At 47.6% G+C, this 17,575-nt stretch carries 18 protein-coding genes; 9 read left to right on the top strand and 9 right to left on the bottom strand.

All coding sequences use genetic code 11. From position 1 onward, the window contains the following. Positions 1–46 precede the first annotated feature (46 nt). The 5 genes from M1D61_RS14715 to M1D61_RS14695 form a co-directional block, all read right to left on the bottom strand. The gene (locus M1D61_RS14715; RefSeq protein ID WP_458119382.1) at positions 47–1,084 is read right to left on the bottom strand and encodes a M42 family metallopeptidase; all 1,038 of its coding nucleotides are present in this window, start codon (positions 1,082–1,084) and stop codon (positions 47–49) included. A gap of 155 nt (positions 1,085–1,239) precedes the next feature. Further along, on the bottom strand, positions 1,240–1,596 hold the full coding sequence (locus M1D61_RS14710) for a LapA family protein (RefSeq protein WP_458119380.1): 357 nt from the start codon (positions 1,594–1,596) through the stop codon (positions 1,240–1,242). Positions 1,597–1,763: 167 nt separating this feature from the next. Continuing rightward, complete coding sequence (pepF, locus tag M1D61_RS14705) at positions 1,764–3,554, bottom strand: oligoendopeptidase F (RefSeq protein WP_458119379.1); 1,791 nt, start codon at positions 3,552–3,554, stop codon at positions 1,764–1,766. Positions 3,555–3,603: 49 nt separating this feature from the next. After that, a complete protein-coding gene (locus tag M1D61_RS14700; protein WP_046215643.1) occupies positions 3,604–3,792 on the bottom strand; it encodes a hypothetical protein in 189 nt (62 codons plus the stop codon). 8 nt (positions 3,793–3,800) lie between these two features. Next, the gene (locus tag M1D61_RS14695; protein WP_458119377.1) at positions 3,801–4,031 is read right to left on the bottom strand and encodes a hypothetical protein; all 231 of its coding nucleotides are present in this window, start codon (positions 4,029–4,031) and stop codon (positions 3,801–3,803) included. Positions 4,032–4,180: 149 nt separating this feature from the next. On the opposite strand from M1D61_RS14695, the gene M1D61_RS14690 reads away from it, so the two are divergent. The 9 genes from M1D61_RS14690 to M1D61_RS14650 all read left to right on the top strand — a co-directional run bounded on the left by M1D61_RS14690 (position 4,181) and on the right by M1D61_RS14650 (position 12,853). Next, the gene (locus M1D61_RS14690; protein WP_046215644.1) at positions 4,181–4,378 is read left to right on the top strand and encodes a cold shock domain-containing protein; all 198 of its coding nucleotides are present in this window, start codon (positions 4,181–4,183) and stop codon (positions 4,376–4,378) included. 394 nt (positions 4,379–4,772) lie between these two features. Then, on the top strand, positions 4,773–5,975 hold the full coding sequence (locus M1D61_RS14685) for a cytochrome P450 (RefSeq protein ID WP_458119376.1): 1,203 nt from the start codon (positions 4,773–4,775) through the stop codon (positions 5,973–5,975). 283 nt (positions 5,976–6,258) lie between these two features. Next, complete coding sequence (locus tag M1D61_RS14680) at positions 6,259–7,056, top strand: transporter substrate-binding domain-containing protein (RefSeq protein WP_458119374.1); 798 nt, start codon at positions 6,259–6,261, stop codon at positions 7,054–7,056. A gap of 56 nt (positions 7,057–7,112) precedes the next feature. After that, on the top strand, positions 7,113–7,778 hold the full coding sequence (locus tag M1D61_RS14675) for an amino acid ABC transporter permease (protein WP_458119373.1): 666 nt from the start codon (positions 7,113–7,115) through the stop codon (positions 7,776–7,778). Positions 7,779–7,830: 52 nt separating this feature from the next. Continuing rightward, on the top strand, positions 7,831–8,577 hold the full coding sequence (locus M1D61_RS14670) for an amino acid ABC transporter ATP-binding protein (RefSeq protein WP_458119371.1): 747 nt from the start codon (positions 7,831–7,833) through the stop codon (positions 8,575–8,577). Between the two features lie 423 nt (positions 8,578–9,000). Beyond that, the gene (locus M1D61_RS14665; protein WP_458119369.1) at positions 9,001–10,089 is read left to right on the top strand and encodes a tetraprenyl-beta-curcumene synthase family protein; all 1,089 of its coding nucleotides are present in this window, start codon (positions 9,001–9,003) and stop codon (positions 10,087–10,089) included. A gap of 16 nt (positions 10,090–10,105) precedes the next feature. Beyond that, positions 10,106–11,089, top strand: a complete 984-nt coding sequence (gene pfkA / locus M1D61_RS14660; RefSeq protein WP_046215648.1) for a 6-phosphofructokinase — start codon at positions 10,106–10,108, stop codon at positions 11,087–11,089. A gap of 273 nt (positions 11,090–11,362) precedes the next feature. After that, complete coding sequence (locus M1D61_RS14655; protein WP_458119368.1) at positions 11,363–11,962, top strand: TetR/AcrR family transcriptional regulator; 600 nt, start codon at positions 11,363–11,365, stop codon at positions 11,960–11,962. A 21-nt stretch (positions 11,963–11,983) separates the two neighbouring features. Then, complete coding sequence (locus M1D61_RS14650) at positions 11,984–12,853, top strand: DUF72 domain-containing protein (RefSeq protein WP_458119367.1); 870 nt, start codon at positions 11,984–11,986, stop codon at positions 12,851–12,853. Between the two features lie 155 nt (positions 12,854–13,008). Here the strand turns inward: M1D61_RS14650 and M1D61_RS14645 are convergent, their stop codons facing one another. From M1D61_RS14645 to M1D61_RS14630, 4 genes are all read right to left on the bottom strand, one after another. Beyond that, entirely contained in the window at positions 13,009–14,367 is a 1,359-nt protein-coding gene (locus M1D61_RS14645) for an MATE family efflux transporter (RefSeq protein ID WP_458119366.1), read from the bottom strand. Positions 14,368–14,480: 113 nt separating this feature from the next. Beyond that, a complete protein-coding gene (locus M1D61_RS14640; protein ID WP_458119365.1) occupies positions 14,481–15,659 on the bottom strand; it encodes a putative glycoside hydrolase in 1,179 nt (392 codons plus the stop codon). Positions 15,660–16,045: 386 nt separating this feature from the next. Further along, entirely contained in the window at positions 16,046–16,249 is a 204-nt protein-coding gene (locus M1D61_RS14635; protein WP_458119364.1) for a hypothetical protein, read from the bottom strand. Between the two features lie 204 nt (positions 16,250–16,453). Further along, complete coding sequence (locus M1D61_RS14630; protein ID WP_458119363.1) at positions 16,454–17,275, bottom strand: YitT family protein; 822 nt, start codon at positions 17,273–17,275, stop codon at positions 16,454–16,456. Positions 17,276–17,575: the final 300 nt, after the last annotated feature.

The raw sequence follows: 17,575 nt of genomic DNA, 5'->3' as shown, positions 1-17,575 counted from the left end.
TGCAGATCAGAGGGTTCTTTGTTCTAAAGCCAGACGGACAAGCACTTTAAGCTGTAATATAAGCACCCAGCAGACGAGCGGTGTTGATAATGGCATCACTGTGCGTACGCTCCATGGAGTGCGAAGCATGAACACCCGGACCGATCAGTGCCGCCCGGATATTGTTGCCGGCACGTAGTGCAGCCGAAGCATCCGATCCGTAATGAGGATACACATCCAGGGCAAATGGAATCTGCTCCGCACGTGCGAGTTCAGCCAGTTTGCCGGTGATATGATAATCATACGGGCCGGTAGAATCTTTGACACAGATGGAGACATCCGTTTCCTTGCAGCTGAGATCATCACCAATGCATCCCATATCGACAGCAATCATCTCATCGATTTCGCCCGGAATATAAGCGGCACCATGACCGACTTCCTCATAGTTGGAAATGAGGATCTGTACCCGGTGTGATGGCTTCCAGTTATGGGTATGCGCCGATTCCAGCAAGCCGAACAGCGCGGCTACGCTCGCTTTGTCATCCAGATGACGGGACTTCACATAACCGCTTGGCGTAATGACCGGACGCGCGTCAAAGGAAATATAATCACCGACCATAATGCCCAGCTTTTCGACATCTTCCTTGGAAGAGACAAGCTCATCGATACGGACTTCCATATTCTCTTCGGTGCGCTTGTGCTGTTCTGCATCATCATACACATGCACCGACGGCTTGGTCGTCAGAATCGTGCCGGTATAAGTCTTTCCACCGCGGGTATGGATCGTGCAGTATTCATTCTCGATGCTGTTCATACTGAAACCGCCGACGATGCTCAGACGAATCGTGCCTTCCGGCTTGATCGACCGTACCATGGCGCCCAGGGTATCGACATGACCGCTAAGGGCGATCGTCCGGGAATGATCTTGTCCATCCAGGGTAATGATCAGGCCGCCTTTATGATTAAGGGAGGTGGTAGTACCGAGCTTGTCTCCTTCTGCACGAAGACGCTCGATTAGATGGTGGGTGTAGCCGGTAGGACTTGGAGTGGACAGCAGTTCCTTCAGCAGAGACAGGGTATATTCACGGTTAATTGTAATGGACATGGGCAATCTCCTTTGATCTTAACTAATGTAGATGAAACGAATATATGTGAAAAAATGGATAAAGGCGTTGTCATGAAAAATCCACTTACTGTCCGGCAGAGATACAGATTGCCGGGAAGCAAGTGGATTTTTCCATACGGTAGAGCGGAATTGGATTATAATTTGCGTTCCGAGAAATGCGATGACGAAGCAGTGTCTGTCGTATCATGCATCGCATCAAAGTTCACATCGTTCATGGCAGTACGGTCACCTGTTACCGATCCGGCGTTCAGTTCGGCAACCTGCGCCTGAAGCATCTTGATCTGACGCTGCAGACGATACTGACGGTAGATGCCATAAAAGCCGACAATCAGACCGCCGACCAATGCACAGCCTAGAATCAGCAGAATCAGGGGAATCTGTACCATATCAAACAGCAGATTGACCTGTACCGGATCTACGTTAATGACGGCAAATACTGCAATGATCAGCGCAAAAATCAGTCCCAGAATTAATAACCATTGAAATTTCATTCTAAAATAACCCCCTTCGAGATCGTCTAAGGTCAGCAAACACCTTATTCACTTATATAAAGTATTCGTACCTGACATAAACATTTCCTGCTTGCTTTATTTTGCACCATTAAAAAGGATACGAATAAAAAGCTGGAAACGAATTAATCGCTGGGGGAGAAGCTGCATTATTTCGCCAGTTGTTCCATCTCGCTGACCAGCTGCTCAAATACGCTCATCGCTTCGCGAATTGGTTCCGGAGTGGACATATCCACGCCTGCTTTGGTCAGGATGTTGATGGAATAGTCACTGCCGCCGCTTTTCAGGAAGCCCAAGTAGCGATCGACAGCGGGTTGGCCTTCTTCGAGAATCTGCTTGGAGAAACTGGTCGCTGCGGAGAAACCTGTCGCATATTTGTACACATAGAAGCTGTTGTAGAAATGGGGGATACGTGCCCATTCCATTTCGATATCCTGATCTACGGTCATGCCTTCACCATGATACTTCACGTTCAGGTCATAGTAGATTTTGGACAACTCCTGCGGAGTCAGCGATTCTCCGGCTTCGGCGCGGGCATGGACGAGCATCTCGAACTCGGCAAACATCGTCTGACGGAATACGGTGGTACGGAACTGATCCGCATAATAGGTCAGCAGGTACATTTTTTCTTTTGGATCTGTGGATTTCTTGAGCAGATAATCCATCAGCAGCGCTTCATTGGTAGTGGAAGCAACCTCAGCCAGGAAAATGGTGTACTGTGCATCACGATAGGAGAGCGCATTATCGGAATAATACGAATGCAGCGCGTGACCCATTTCGTGAGCCAGTGTGAACATGCTGTTCAGGTTATCCTTGTGATTCAGCAGCACATACGGATGTGTGCCATAAGCGCCCCAGCTGTAAGCACCAGTACGTTTGCCTTCATTTTCGTAGACATCAATCCAGCCTTCGTTATAACCCTTGTTCAGGGAAGTAAGATAATCCTCACCGAGCGGCTTGAGTCCTTCGGCGACGATTGCTTTGGCTTCTTCATAAGTGATATCCATTTTAAATTCTTCCACGAGCGGGGCGAACAGATCATACATGTGAAGCTCGTCCACGCCGAGCAGCTTTTTGCGCAGCGCCATATAGCGATGCATAATCGGCAGACCTTCATGAATGGTATCGATCAGATTCGTATAGACTTCCTTGGGAATATTATCACCATACAGCGACATTTCCAGCACGGAAGGGTACTTGCGCACCGTAGAATAGAAGATATTTTTGTTTACATTGGCGCTCAGTGTAGCGGCAATCGTATTTTTCTGGCGAGCATAGGTAGAGTAGACGGCCTTGAAAGCACGCTCACGTACTTCACGATGCGGGCTTTCAAGGAACTGAATATAGCGGCCATGCGTCAATTCCACTTCATTACCATTTTCATCGATAATGTTCGGGAATTTCAGATCCGCATTGTTCAGCATGCCAAAGATGGTCTGCGGTGCCTGGGACAGGTTGCCCACCTGAGCGAGCAGTGCTTCCTCCGCCTGGGTCAGTACGTGCGCTTTCTCACGTTTCATTTCTTGCAGGGTAAAGCGGTAGGATTCCAGTTCGGGAGCATTCAGCAGCTCGTCCAGTTTTTCGTCGGACAGGCCGAGAATCTCCGGCGTAATAAAGGAAAGGGCCTGACTGGCGTCCACGCTGATCTTTTTGGCTTTCTGAGTGAGCGCCTGATATGTAGGATTGGCGGTATCCTCATCCTGACGCATATGAGCATAGACATATAGACGTTCGACCTGAAGAGAGACGCGGTCTTCCAGTTCAAAAGCGGATTTGACCGCTTCCGCTGTATTCAGCTTGCCCTGCAGCTGCTCCGCTTCGGGCAGTATGGATTTTACTTCATCATAAGTCTGGTCCCAGGCCTGCTGGTCTGCGAACATATCATTCAGATTCCAACAGTTTTCCGGAGATATCTCGGAACGTTTCAGTACTTTCTGCATACGTAATTCCTCCTCAGATCATTGGTGTAGGGAAGCAAAGTGTAGAGCTTTATGTGCCCGGATTGGCAGCCATCAGTATTCCCCAGATCATCAGGAAAAAGGCCAGCAGCAACATCACGATGGCGAAGATGGCCAGCCAGCGCTTGAACTGCGGCGGGATGCTGTTCTTGTAGGCAATCAATATAAAACCCTGCACAAAGGCAAGGATAATAAAAATAACAATAGCAGTATAGTTCATCCGGCGAATCAGACCTCCCGGAAGGCGTTCATCAGTTCTTCCCATTCCGCTTCCGTATCGAATTTCTCCTTGGGGAAACGGTCGCTTGCCCACTGCATCATTTCCGGACGACCGAGAAATTTATGCGTTTCCTCGCCCCATTCATCGGAGATCTCACGCAGAATAAGTTCGCGCCCATTCACTTCTACAGTCATCATGTTCCAGTTGTCTTTTTTGTAAATCAGATGTTTTTTGATCATTTCATTAGCTCCCTGTTCTTTTGCTAAAATCATACCCTTTGACCCCGGGAATTGCAAATCAAAGGCTTTAACTTCATTGCATTTTGAAATCGTTTGCGATATAATAAAGACACGCGTCACAGATGGCGCTATTCTAGGAGGTTGTTTACGTGAAAGGTACAGTTAAATGGTTTAATGCAGAAAAAGGTTTCGGTTTCATCGAAGTTGAAGGTAGCGAAGATGTATTTGTACACTTCTCTGCAATTCAAGGCGACGGTTTCAAAAGTTTGGACGAAGGCCAAGCAGTAGAGTTCGACATTACTGAAGGTAACCGCGGTCCTCAAGCAGCTAACGTTGTAAAATTATAAGACTGATATCCGCTAGCGGATCACTTATACATTGAGCATCTTAGATTAGTCATCCATATGTTAGTTACAGCACAAGACTCCTTGTTCTCAAGGGGCTTGTGCTTTTTTTGTGTCCGTAATCTTGTATACATAATACATTACTAATTGGTAACGAAAAAATCACCAGCAGTCAACCATAAATGGAATCTGTCTTGTACAATTTTTTGATAAATAATTACTACAACAAACAACCTGCCAACAAATCTGAAATTTTTTATCCTCTAAATCTTGAACAAAATTGGAAAATAGATGTTGCAAAAAGCGTACTTGAGGGTCAGTACAAGTAAAGATGAACGTATACCCGTACATGCAGGCTGTACCGACATCTCCACCGATGAGCAGGGAGGAAGATAGAATGGATTCGAATTCGGAAGCGTCGACAATGCTATCCCCCAACATGATCGTTCCACGGGGCGTCAAGCAGGCAGGTTCTGTCTTTGCATGGTATGCCCAGATGCGTCAGCTGTCTCCGGTTTACTATGATGAGGAAAGAAACAGCTGGGATGTGTTTCTCTATGACGATGTGCACCGCGTCATGTCCGATTACAAATCATTCAGTTCGCAGACCCGGCGGGGGATGGATGGACAGCAGTCAGACATGCTGCTCATGATGGACCCGCCCAAGCACAAAAAGTACCGTTCCATCGTAAACAAGGCATTCACCCCGAGAGCGGTTGAAGCGATGGGTCCGCGTATTGCCGAGATTACGCATGAATTGCTGGATGAGGTACAGGCCGAACAAGGCATGGATATTATCCGCGATCTGTCATTCCCTTTGCCAGTCATTGTTATTGCTGAGCTGCTCGGTGTAGAAGAGAAAGACCGTGCTCTGTTCAAGGGATGGTCGGATACACTGGTGGAAGGCTTCAGCGGTACGAAAGAGACGCCGCAGCAGCTCGCAGCTCGTAAAAATCAGGCTTCCCGTGAGCTGTATGGCTACTTTATGCAGGTCATTGAGCGGCGGAGACAGCAGCCGCAGCAGGATCTGGTATCGGCCCTGCTGGCTGCTGAAGTGGAAGGAGAAAAGCTGGATCTGCCGCATCTGCTCAGCTTCTGCCTGCTGCTGCTGGTCGCCGGTAATGAGACGACGACCAACCTGATTGGCAATGCAATTATCTGTCTGACCGAAGAACCGGGGCGCTGGCGACAGCTGGCAGAGAATCGGGAACTGCTGGATACGGCAATTGAAGAATCACTGCGCTATCGTTCACCTGTACAGGGTATGGTACGTAAAGCTGCAGCAGATGTGGAATTGGGCGGCCAGTTGATCCGTAAAGACCAGCTGATCACAGCCTGGATGGGCTCTGCCAACCGGGATGAGCACAAGTTTGAGGCGGCAGACCAGTTCCGAATCGATCGTCACCCCAACCAACATATGGCCTTTGGCATGGGGGTACATTTCTGTCTGGGCGCTCCGCTGGCACGATTGGAAGCACGTACAGCCTTGAATGTACTGCTGGACCGCTTTCCTGATCTTCATGCCAAGCAAGGACAGGAATTGAAGCTGCTGCCAAGTCCGATGGTATATGGGGTGCAGCAGCTGCCGGTCCTTTTCTGAGTTTAACCGTATTTTAGCATCCATCGTAGTCGATCCTGCCGTGAAACCGGTCCTGCTGTCTTTTACAAAAAGGACCGGTAATCCGGTTGGAATCCGTTAAACGCGCTTTGATCTCTAAATTATAGGGATTGCCGCGGTATTCCAGATTGTTATAAATCTAACAGCAGATAACAGAAGATAATTGCGAGTAAATAATACAATTATTTCTTTAATGTCATATATTTAGCAAAGTTGGGTAAATATAAAATATTCAAAATGAATGTTTAAGATGAGAGGGGGACAGATGATGAACAAAAAGTTACTACACAGCCTGTGGCGTATATTGCTGCTGCCGATGGCTGTTCTGCTGCTGGTTACCGGCTGCGCAGAGAAAGAAAAGCTGGCGGATAATACCGAATTGATTGAGAAGGACAAATTTATCTTTACTGCGTCAGGAGAATTCCGCCCTTTCAGTTACCTGAATGATGATCTGACGATGTCAGGCTTTGATATTGAAGTCGGCAAAGCCATTGCCAAAGAGCTGGGGCTTGAACCGGTACCCAAACGAATGAAGTTTCTGGGTCTGGTGCAGGGGGTCAAAACGGGCCGCGCCGATGCAGCCGTTGCCAGTCATACGATCAATGAGCTGCGCCAAAAAGAAGTTCTTTTTTCCACCCCGTACTACTATTCGGGACCGCAAATTTTTACCCGCCCGGATAGTGATATCAAGACTACCGATGATCTGGACGGCAAGGAAGTGGCTGTTGCCAAAGGTTCCACCTACATGGATATCGCCAAGCGTTATACGAATAACGTAAATACATATGACAGCGATATTACGGCTCTGCAGGCGCTCAGCGATGGCCGCCATGATGCTGTCATTACCGATTTCGTTACCGGAAAAAGTGCGATCAAGGAAGGGTTCAAAGTAAAAGAACAGCAGTTGATTGAACGCAGCGAACAGGCTGTAGTGGTGCCGATGGACAATCCTGTGCTGCTCAAAAGAATTAATGAAGCACTGGAACATATGCGCCAGAATGGCACACTCAAGCGAATCAGCATCGAATACTTTGATGAAGACATTACCGTCAAACCCAAGTAAAACTTAAGAAAAACCACTCACCCATACTAAGGAACCCCGGGAAAGGAAGTGAAGGGATGAATGAAATTGCCCACTTTTTTGAAGCATTCGGCAGCAGCAGCAACCTGCTGGTCAAAGCCATGCTGCTTACGCTCCAGCTTACGGTTGTATCAATTCTGATCGGGATTGTAATTGGATTATTTTTTGCCCTGTTAAAGCTTTCGCGTTTTCGGGTGCTTGCCCTGATCTCGGATATATATATTTATCTGATTCGCGGTACACCGTTGATCGTACAGATTTTTATTCTTTATTTTGGTCTGAGCGGATTGTTCCTGATCCCTGACTTCTGGGCAGCCTCACTGGCACTCGCTTTTCATAACGGAGCCTATATTGCCGAGACTTTCCGTGGCTCGATTCAGTCGATTGACAAAGGACAGATGGAGGGAGCGCGTTCGCTCGGAATGAAACCTTCCCTGGCGATGCGGCGCATTATTTTACCACAGGCTCTCCGCCGTGCACTGCCGCCGCTGGGCAACCAGTTTATTATCGGACTCAAGGACTCCTCGCTGGCCGCGTTCATTTCCATGAATGAATTGTTCAACGTAGCAACCACGCTTGGTTCCAATAACTTTGACGAGATGACCTATCTACTGATTGCGGCTATCTATTATCTGGTCCTGGTCGGCATTCTCACACTTCTGGTACGCATGTTCGAGCGGAGAATGGCGGTCAGTGAACGATGATTATTGGTAAATATTCTCGGTTTTCAGACACCGTACAGAAGGGGAATGATTGATGATGCCGGAAAAAGAAATGATAGCGATCGAAGGATTAACCAAATCATTCGGAGAACTCCAGGTTTTAAAAGGAGTCGATCTTACGATTGCCGAGAGTGAGGTCGTCTGTCTGGTCGGAGCCAGCGGATCAGGTAAAAGTACATTACTGCGCTGTTTGAACTTTCTGGAGAAAAAGGACGGCGGCATTATCCGCTTTGAAGGTAAGGAGATTGATCCCAAAAAGGACGATTTGAACAAAGTACGTGAAAAGGTGGGCATGGTGTTCCAGCATTTTAACCTGTTTCCGCACAAAACGGTGCTGGAGAACATTATCGAAGCCCCTATTATGGTCAAAAAGGTTCCCAAACAGCAGGCTATTCAGGAAGCGCGTGAACTGCTGCGCAAAGTCGATCTGGAAGACAAGGCGGATGTGTATCCGAACAAACTGTCCGGCGGACAGAAACAGCGAGTGGCTATTGCGCGTGCCCTGGCGATGAAGCCTGATATTATGCTGTTTGACGAAGCGACTTCGGCCCTTGATCCGGAGTTGGTGGGTGAAGTGCTCAAGACGATGAGGGAACTCGCCGAAGAAGGAATGACAATGGTCGTCGTTACCCATGAGATGAATTTTGCGCGGGAAGTTGCCGATACGGTAGTGCTGCTGCATGACGGCAATATTGTCGAAAAGGCAGCTGCCGAGCAGTTCTTTACCGCTCCCCAAGAAGAGCGTACACAGGAATTTTTACAAAAAACCGTGCTGAATTGATATCAGCAGGCAGGCAAGAGCATATTTCGCACCTCTTTTTTTGAAGGTGGACAGATAAAGCGGGCACGAGATGATCTCAAGGCCCGCTTTATTTTTGTGAAAATAACGACACGGCATGAAAAAAACAGGGTAATGGGTATTATGTAACGCCAATTTCACATTTGGATTATATTGTTGCTTAATTCGATATTTGCAGGGATCCGCCCGTGAAAGGCAACTATTCTAATTGATTATTGTTACCTTTTCCTGTGAAAAATGTGGTTTTGATTATCGTTCCCCACAAGCCCTGCAAAAAGGAGGAAAATTACCAAAAAAGCTGATCTGACGCAGTGTGACGAAACCGGTTGCCACGTTGTGGGAGTAAATAATATGATGTATGATAATGGAGATAGGTTCAACAGACAACCAAGTGGAGGCAGCCCATTGAATGATATGATGCAAAGTCGTTACCCGTTTCCCCGCAATGCAATCTCGCTGATGCAGCGGGTGTATAAGTATGGTTTGCCGGAGGTACGCCAGGAGCTGGACGTCTGGCGCAGTATGGCAGAACGTATGCCGGACGAGGAACTCAGGAAACAGGCGCTTGCAAGTATCGCTACCAAGCAGTTTCACTGTGAAGGGGGAGCCATCTATGCGGTGGCTAACATATCCCAGCGTCATATTCTGCTTCCGTTAATCGTCGCGTTTCAGACCATTAGTGATTATCTGGATAATCTGTGTGATCGCAGTACATCAATGGACCCGGATGACTTTCGTCTGCTGCATCAATCGATGCTGGACGCGGTGACGCCGGATGCGCAGCCGGTGAATTACTACAGGCTGCGAAGTGAGCAGGAGGATGGTGGCTATCTGGAAGCGCTGGTGAAAACCTGCCAGCAGAACATACGCCAGCTTCCTGATTATGATGCAGTACTTCCTTACGTACGTGATCTGGTAGGATTATATTGTGACTTGCAGGTGCACAAACATATTGCTCCTGAGCTGAGAGAGTCTGCACTGCTTAACTGGTGGTCGGAAAATAAATATCGTACTCCTCATTTGCAATGGAATGAATTTGCTGCTGCGACAGGATCGACTCTGGGTGTGTTTATGCTGTTTCTTGCGGCAAGCGGCTCCGGTCTGGATGATACAGGTGCCAAGCAGGTCTATTCCGCCTATTTCCCGCATGTATGCTGTCTGCATATTATGCTGGACTATGTGATTGACCAGGAGGAAGACCGCCGCGGCGGTGACCTGAATTTCTGCAATTATTATGATTCGCCGGATACGATGTATGAGCGGATCGAGCAGATTGTGGACTGGGCACGCAGGGATGTCGACAGCATCCCGGGAACTTCCTTTCATCGCATGATTATTGAAGGATTGGTAGCCCTGTATTTATCGGATCCCAAAGTGAGTGAGCAGCAGGAAGTGCGAACCGTCTCCAGGCGTCTCATGCGTAAAGGCCCGTTAACACGTGTCTTTTTCATGGTGAACAGCCGCTGGATTCGTAAGTATATGTATGAACATTAACAAGGGGGACATCACAATGTCAGCAGTAGAATCAGCAGTTAAAAAAATCGCAGTATTAACAAGTGGAGGAGACTCCCAGGGTATGAACGCAGCCGTACGCGCCGTTGTGCGCAGCGGTCTGTACTATGGTCTTGAAGTATGCGGTATTCAGCGCGGTTACCAGGGCCTGCTCAATGAAGACATTTTCCCGATGGATCTGCGCAGCGTAGGTGACATTATCCAGCGCGGCGGAACGATTCTGCAATCCGCACGCTGTAAAGAGTTCATGACACTCGAAGGTCAGCAAAAAGGCGCCGATATTCTGCGCAAGCATGGTATCGAAGGTCTGATTGTTATTGGTGGCGATGGTTCCTACCAGGGTGCCAACAAGCTGAGCAAGCAGGGCATCAATACGATGGGACTACCGGGTACAATTGATAACGATATTTCGTATACCGACTACACGATCGGCTTTGATACATCGGTTGGCGTCGTTGTGGATGCGATCAACAAACTTCGTGATACGATGTCTTCGCACGAACGTGTATCCATCGTAGAGGTTATGGGTCGTCACTGCGGTGATATCGCCCTGCACGCGGGACTGGCTTCCGGAGCGGAATCTATCCTGGTGCCGGAAGTGCCGTTCGATCTCAAGGAAATCGCCGATCGTATGCATCACAACTTTGCCTGCGGCAAGCGTCACAGTATCATTATCGTCGCTGAAGGCGCTGGACGCGGAGAAGATGTGGCAGAGCAGCTGCATCTGCAGTACCCGAACCTGGAGCCTCGTGTAACTGTACTCGGACATATCCAGCGTGGTGGAACGCCAACACCCCGTGACCGCAACCTGGCGAGTCTACTCGGTGACTTTGCGGTACGCAAGCTGATTGAAGGCGAGTCTGACAAAGCCTGCGGCGTAATCAAAGGCGAACTCGTACTGACTGATATCGACAAAGTCGTTAACAGCAAAAAAGAATTTGATCATGCCACATATGAGCTGGCTCTGCGCCTGTCCCAATAATGGACAATCGGTGATTGATCATAGAAGATGTATACAGCCTGCACGGTTTTCCGGAAGCAGGCTGTATGTATTTTTTCTACTAATAGTGATTATTATTACATATTAATTCATTTTGAGTATCGCTTCTGCAAGAAATTGTAATTTAACGGTAATTATTTTGCTTAAAAGTTAGAAGATAGCAGAAAATTATTGTACTATAAGGTAGAAGGATGTATTACATCTTAAAATTACTTACTGAGGATGAAGAGAAACCGTAAAGGGGGATACCACACATTGGCGAGAGAAAAAGGAGCGAAAGGAAAGGAGAGCCGTTTACGTCTTTTACATGCAGCGGCCAAACAATTTGCAACTCATGGATTTTACACGACAAAGGTCAGCTCAATTGTAGCAGAGGCTAAGTTATCTCAGCCTGCGTTTTACCTGTATTTTGAGAGCAAGGATGCCGTATTTGAGGAACTGGTGGAGATGTTCCGTTCCCGGCTGCAGGCTGTTATCAACGACAGTCAGCTTCCCGAACAGAATGGAGTCAAGCACAGCGCACTCGATCAATTGTGTCATACCCTGCAATCGATGTTTGAGTATTTCTACAGTCATCCTGATCTGACCCGTATCGGGTTCTACCTGTCGCCGGATGCAAATGAGATTAAGCTGGAACTGGTGCAGGGCATTGAGAAAATGCTGCGCCATGAACAGCAGAATTCCAATTTTGCCAGTGACATCCCGATGAATCTGGTCTCCGAGTGTCTCGTAGGTACGATTGAACGTATTGTATTTACCCAGCTGTTGCCCGGTCATATTACATCCGAAGAGCTTGCTGTTAATATAGTACGGCTTTACGTATCGGGTCTGGCCCGGAATCAGAGCAAAGTATAACCTGCAGGAGGAATTGTTTTCATGATTACAGTCGGTTTGACAGGCTGGGGAGACCATGATTCCCTTTATTTGACGAGAGAGGCTTCCAAGCACAAGCTGCCCACATACAGCAGCCTGTTTCCGGCGGTAGAGGTAGATAGCTCCTTTTATGCTATTCAATCCCGGCGTAACATGGAAAAGTGGACCGCAGAGACACCCGCTTCCTTCCGGTTTCTGGTTAAAGCGTATCAAGGCATGACCGGCCATACTCGGGGCAAGATTCCATTTGATTCGGAAGAGGAGATGTTTAAAGCCTTTTGTTTATCGATCGGTACAATGGCCGAGGCGGGCAAACTGATGGCGGCATTGTTTCAGTTTCCGCCCTGGTTTGACTGTACTCGGGAAAATGTAGGGATCTTGCGGCGTATCCGCGAACTTATGGGAGATTATCCGTGTGCGCTCGAATTTCGCCATCAGAGCTGGTTTACCCCGGAGATGCGCGACAAGACACTTCATTTTATGCGTCAGGAGCAATGGATTCACAGTATATGTGATGAACCGCAGGCGGGTACAGGTTCTGTACCGATTGTCGAGGAAGTGACAGACCAGCGCCTGACGGTAGTACGTATGCATGGTCGTAACACATCCGGCTGGAATTCGGCCGGACAACCGAACTGGCGTGAGGTCCGCTATCTGTATCGCTATAATGAAGATGAACTGGCAGAATGGGCAGCACGGCTGCAGCGTCTGGAGCAGCAGTCCGAAGAAGTATGCATTATTTTTAATAACAATTCCGGTGGAGATGCTGCGGACAACGCCAGACAGCTGAGGCAGATGCTGGGGCAGCAGGTACCCGAAATTCCGCATGAACATACGCCAGAAGCAGAGCAGATGGATTTGTTCGATTTGTAACAATCTATTATTATGGAATAAATATTCATATTAATGATTAAATATTCATCATGATTTGTGTATTTCCTGTTTTTGCAAGCGACTATCATATAGCCGTATTGCATGATCATACTGCAAAAAGAAGCCGTTCTTCCCAAGGGAGAACGGCTTCTTTTTTAATGAGCAGCCTGGCGGCGAAACTGACGTTGTACCCATAACAACCGGGATAGTAAAGTCACCGCACCGACCGCGAGACCGATACTCAGTCCGACCCAGTAGCCATAGGCAGCCATATCTGTATAATTGGCGAGCCAGTAACCTACCGGCAGACCGATCACCCAGTACGACAGGAAAGTAAGGAAAAAGGCAGGATTCACATCCTTATATCCCCTAAGGGCACCCTGTACAGGTGTAGCAATCGCATCGGACAGCTGATAGAAGCTGGCATAGATCATAAAATGGGCAATAAGCTCGATCAGCACCGGATCGGATGAATACAGTGCCGATACCTGATAACGGAAAGTGAGTAAAATCACTGCTGTGCATGCCGATAGCATGACGGCTGTACCAATGCCGAGCAGACTGTACTGACGTGCATCCTTCAACCGTCCGGCTCCAACTTCATAACCCACCAGAATGGTCAGTGCTGTACATATACTCAGCGGAAGCATATACAGAGTCGAAGCAAAATTCTGGGCGGCCTGATGGGCTGCGATCGTCATCGTGTCATAACGGCTCATGAGCAGGGTGACACCGGCGAAGATCGCTGTCTCGAAAAAGATCGCAAACCCCATCGGAACCCCCAGCCGCAGAATCTCCAGCCATTTTTGGCCGGAGGGACGATGATAACGGATGAATATGCGGTCATCCCGGAACGGAATGGCCAGTGCCACTACCAGTACAGCGATCAGGAACACACACCAGTAGGTGATGGCCGAAGCAACACCTGCACCAACCCCGCCCAGCCGGGGAAATCCGAATTTACCGAAAATCAGCAAATAATTCAGACCGATATTAATTGGCAGTGAGCAGAGAGTGATCATCATAGAGAAGCGCGTTTGACCGAGCGCATCAATATAGCTGCGCAGCACCGTATAGCCAAACAGAGGTACAATACCGGCAGACAGCGCAATCAGGAAATGAAGCGCCACTTCATGCACGCGGGATTCCAGACTCATCGCATTCAGGAGGGGCTTTACCGCCAGAGCACCAGTGATCAGAATAACCAGAGATACCAGCACCGATAACAGCAATGCCTGATACACATTAAAGCTGATTTTTGCCCGCTGATCCGAACCAACCAGTTGAGAGACGATTGGAGTGACTGCGACCAGAATACCGCTCAGTCCTGCCTGGATCGGTACCCAGAGACTGGAGCCGATCGCCACACCCGCCAGATCCTGAGCACTCGCATGACCGGACATATTGGTATCAAAAAAGGACATCAACGACAATGCAATCTGCGTGACCAGCACAGGAAACAAAATTTTGAGAAATTGGCCGTACTTTTGCGGCACTGTGGCAGTAGGTATCATATTCACAAACCTCGTTCATTGGAATTAGGAGAAGCACATAAGAAATCCCCCGTATGCAGCATGCCCTGTAGACAAGACAATGCATATGGGGGAAGACATATGATTCGGTAGGTTTAGAAATTGGCGTTGGAAGTGTAACGGTTGGTCGCATTCCACAGCAGATACTCGTCGACACCCATATCTTTCATGGCGCGAATCTGGTCATCAACCTCTTTTTTACCATATTGGATGTAATGACCGCCACCGAGCCAGCTGGCAGTGAAATCCTGAATCCATGGACGGATAATCGGCTTTTGCTCGCCGAGAGGGTCCAGCTTTTTAAGCGTATCCTTCATGGAGCCTTTGATCGTTACATACGGATTTTTATCCGGATCTTTTACACCATACCAGCCGGTCGTGTAATGACTCGGATAGACCATCGGGCTGATAACATCCACATTTTCCGAGATTTTGGCGAAATCCTGTCCGATGCCTTCGGCAGCCGGTACGGAAGCCGCATAACCGAAGATATCCACCGATACCCGTACACCCAGTGGAGCAAGCTCCTTGCGTGCATACTGCACGAATTCGGCGACCACATCGACACGAGACTTGTCGTTCTTCTCGAACTTCAGTTCACTTTCGTGATTTTCAAAACCCTCTGGGAAGCGCACATAGTCAAACTGGATTTCCTTAAATCCTTTGGCAGCCGCTTCTTTGGCCAGCTCGATATTGTAATCCCATACTTCTTTTTTATAAGGGTTCACAAAATTGTCGCCCTTGCCGTTGCTCCATACCTGTCCGTTACTTTTGACAAAGGACAGTTCCGGATGCTTTTTGGCAAGTATGGAATCTTTGAAGACAACAATACGTGCGATCGGATAGACCTCATGTTTTTTGAGACGGGTCATTAATTTATCAATATCACCGATAAACTTTTGCGGACTGCCCATCTTTTTCAATTCAGGATTTTCGGTTTTGTACGTTATGTATCCGGCATCATCCTTGAGGTCAATAACCATTGCATTCAGCTCGGTCTTGTCCAGCAGATCGAGCAGAGTCGTCATACGGGAGCCACCGGCACTATAAGCTGTTACATAGACACCTTTTACCTTTGGAGCGTTGGTTTGCGGATCAATTTTGGCAGGAGGATTGTCAGCATCCACCTGTGTGTTGTTCATCTGGCCTTGAATGGCCACCCGGTTCATAATCGATTCCAGCGATGCGTGTGAAGTGGTACCCTGTGTTTGAGCAGCCTGGTCACCGCCAATAGCGGAAGAAGCGGCCAGCATAAACGCCCAGAAAATATTCATGTAATTTAACCCTCATCTCTTATGTATAATCGTGACAGTATTAGAAAACACCTTAAGTATAACGCATCAAAACACCATGTTAAAGCCAAGTCTGGAAATGACTGAAGGATAACATATCAGTCGAAAAAGCAATCCGCTTGATCATATTCTGATGCATTCTGCTTAAAGTATTTCATTCTACGTATTTAAACCAGCATCCGGATAGTTAAACAGGAAACAGGAGAGAATTCATATGAGTTTTGCGAAAACAGAAAAACCGCTTTTGCCCGGCGCCTGAAGCGGGAAAGGCAAAAGCGGTTTGTGACTTATCGGCCGATCGGCAGCAAGCTTGATCTGGCCGGGTTTTTCATTCAGCTCCATGCTGAACATTCATTGAAAATGGTAATTTATTGTAAAAATTGTTGATCCTGGTTTTCGCATATACTGTATTGAATAATCTCCATGGCATCATTGGGTTCCAGAATACGCAGCCCATCACGCAGAACAATAAGTGAATTAAGTTCCTGCTGTTTCAGGGAAGGCATCATATCTGGAAAACACTTCAAGACAATTTGTGACAATTTGACTGTTTCTACTTCCACAATAATCATCCTTTCCTATCCTGGAATCGTTTCGTTTGAAAATGTACGAACTATTCGAACGGGAACTTAGGAAAAGCATGGTTGTGCATCAAGAACAGGGACAGGACACAAACTTCAAATCAGGTATGATGCGGCGGCGTCTACTGATTTTACTATATATAACGACAAAAAGCGACTTTCAGTGAATAGCAAAACGCAACTCTTCCGAAAATGTTAACTTTTCCGGAATGAACCCATAATGCCTACGGTCTCGACCATATTTACAAATGCGTTCGGATCGGTTTCTTTAATGATACGGCGCACCTCAGCCAGCTCATAGCGGGTCGTGACTGTCATCAGCATATCCTTGGGCGTATGCGAGAAGGCACCCTCCGCTTTGATCATGGTTACGCCGCGCTGCAGCGGCATCAGCTTCTCCAACAGCAGCTCGGTATGGTTGGATACAATAAACAGGGTAATCTTGATATGATGAACATAGATCAGATCGAGCACCTTGCCCCCAATATAGATGGACACCATAGAAGCAAGCGCAATATTCCAGTCATTGGACAGATACCCCATCGCCAGAATAACGAGACCGTTCAAGCCAACGATGACATTGCCCACCGGGAAATCACGATATCGGGTAATAATGGAACCCAAAATATCGAATCCGCCGGAAGAACCGCCGACCCGGAAGGAAATGCCTACCCCTATACCGATGAGCACACCGCCAAATACCGATGAAATCAGCAGATCCGTAGCGGCAGGCCGTACAGGGATAATAGTCATTAACCACGTTGTTGCGGCTACAGACACAATACTGAGAAAAATATATCTTTTTCCGAGCAGGAACCATCCGGCCACCAGCAGCGGGATATTATAGACAAAATAAAGCATACTGATGTTAAATGGTGTGAAATAACCCGTTAACATAGCAAGACCTGACACCCCTCCGCTTAATAGTTGGTGAGGAATCAGGAACAGGTTGAACGCAGCAGCTGTAAAAACGGAGCCAAGGATGACAACCAGCAGCGGCATTATTTTTTTCGACATGAAGTTCACTCCTAGTGTTAGTTAGTTATGGAAAGTGTGCGTAACCATTTATGGGAAGTTTCTTTCACAAAAGTAATTATATTATGTTTCAGGTAGGCATAACCCTGTATTTTGTGGTATAATGATTTAGATATTCTTGAGTAGGGATGTTTTGCTGAATGAAGTTCAGAATATTTTATAAATGCAAGACGGGTTTATTTCATCATAGAGAGTATTGAATAACTCTTTATTACAAAAACCATTACTCCAGATGTTCTGGCAGTGAACGGATTATTCAATATCGACACCAGATAACGGGAT

It is taken from the genome of Paenibacillus sp. Z6-24 (genome assembly GCF_054161335.1).
This window is presented reverse-complemented; position numbering and strand designations above follow the sequence as displayed.

Excerpts from the sequence above, each read along its gene's own strand:
- M1D61_RS14715 (WP_458119382.1), bottom strand. The coding sequence starts at position 1,084 with ATGTCCATTACAATTAACCGTGAATATACCCTGTCTCTGCTGAAGGAA.
- M1D61_RS14710 (WP_458119380.1), bottom strand. The coding sequence starts at position 1,596 with ATGAAATTTCAATGGTTATTAATTCTGGGACTGATTTTTGCGCTGATC.
- pepF (WP_458119379.1), bottom strand. The coding sequence starts at position 3,554 with ATGCAGAAAGTACTGAAACGTTCCGAGATATCTCCGGAAAACTGTTGG.
- M1D61_RS14700 (WP_046215643.1), bottom strand. The coding sequence starts at position 3,792 with ATGAACTATACTGCTATTGTTATTTTTATTATCCTTGCCTTTGTGCAG.
- M1D61_RS14695 (WP_458119377.1), bottom strand. The coding sequence starts at position 4,031 with ATGATCAAAAAACATCTGATTTACAAAAAAGACAACTGGAACATGATG.
- M1D61_RS14685 (WP_458119376.1), top strand. The coding sequence starts at position 4,773 with ATGGATTCGAATTCGGAAGCGTCGACAATGCTATCCCCCAACATGATC.
- M1D61_RS14680 (WP_458119374.1), top strand. The coding sequence starts at position 6,259 with ATGATGAACAAAAAGTTACTACACAGCCTGTGGCGTATATTGCTGCTG.
- M1D61_RS14675 (WP_458119373.1), top strand. The coding sequence starts at position 7,113 with ATGAATGAAATTGCCCACTTTTTTGAAGCATTCGGCAGCAGCAGCAAC.
- M1D61_RS14670 (WP_458119371.1), top strand. The coding sequence starts at position 7,831 with ATGATGCCGGAAAAAGAAATGATAGCGATCGAAGGATTAACCAAATCA.
- pfkA (WP_046215648.1), top strand. The coding sequence starts at position 10,106 with ATGTCAGCAGTAGAATCAGCAGTTAAAAAAATCGCAGTATTAACAAGT.
- M1D61_RS14650 (WP_458119367.1), top strand. The coding sequence starts at position 11,984 with ATGATTACAGTCGGTTTGACAGGCTGGGGAGACCATGATTCCCTTTAT.
- M1D61_RS14645 (WP_458119366.1), bottom strand. The coding sequence starts at position 14,367 with ATGATACCTACTGCCACAGTGCCGCAAAAGTACGGCCAATTTCTCAAA.
- M1D61_RS14640 (WP_458119365.1), bottom strand. The coding sequence starts at position 15,659 with ATGAATATTTTCTGGGCGTTTATGCTGGCCGCTTCTTCCGCTATTGGC.
- M1D61_RS14635 (WP_458119364.1), bottom strand. The coding sequence starts at position 16,249 with ATGATTATTGTGGAAGTAGAAACAGTCAAATTGTCACAAATTGTCTTG.
- M1D61_RS14630 (WP_458119363.1), bottom strand. The coding sequence starts at position 17,275 with ATGTCGAAAAAAATAATGCCGCTGCTGGTTGTCATCCTTGGCTCCGTT.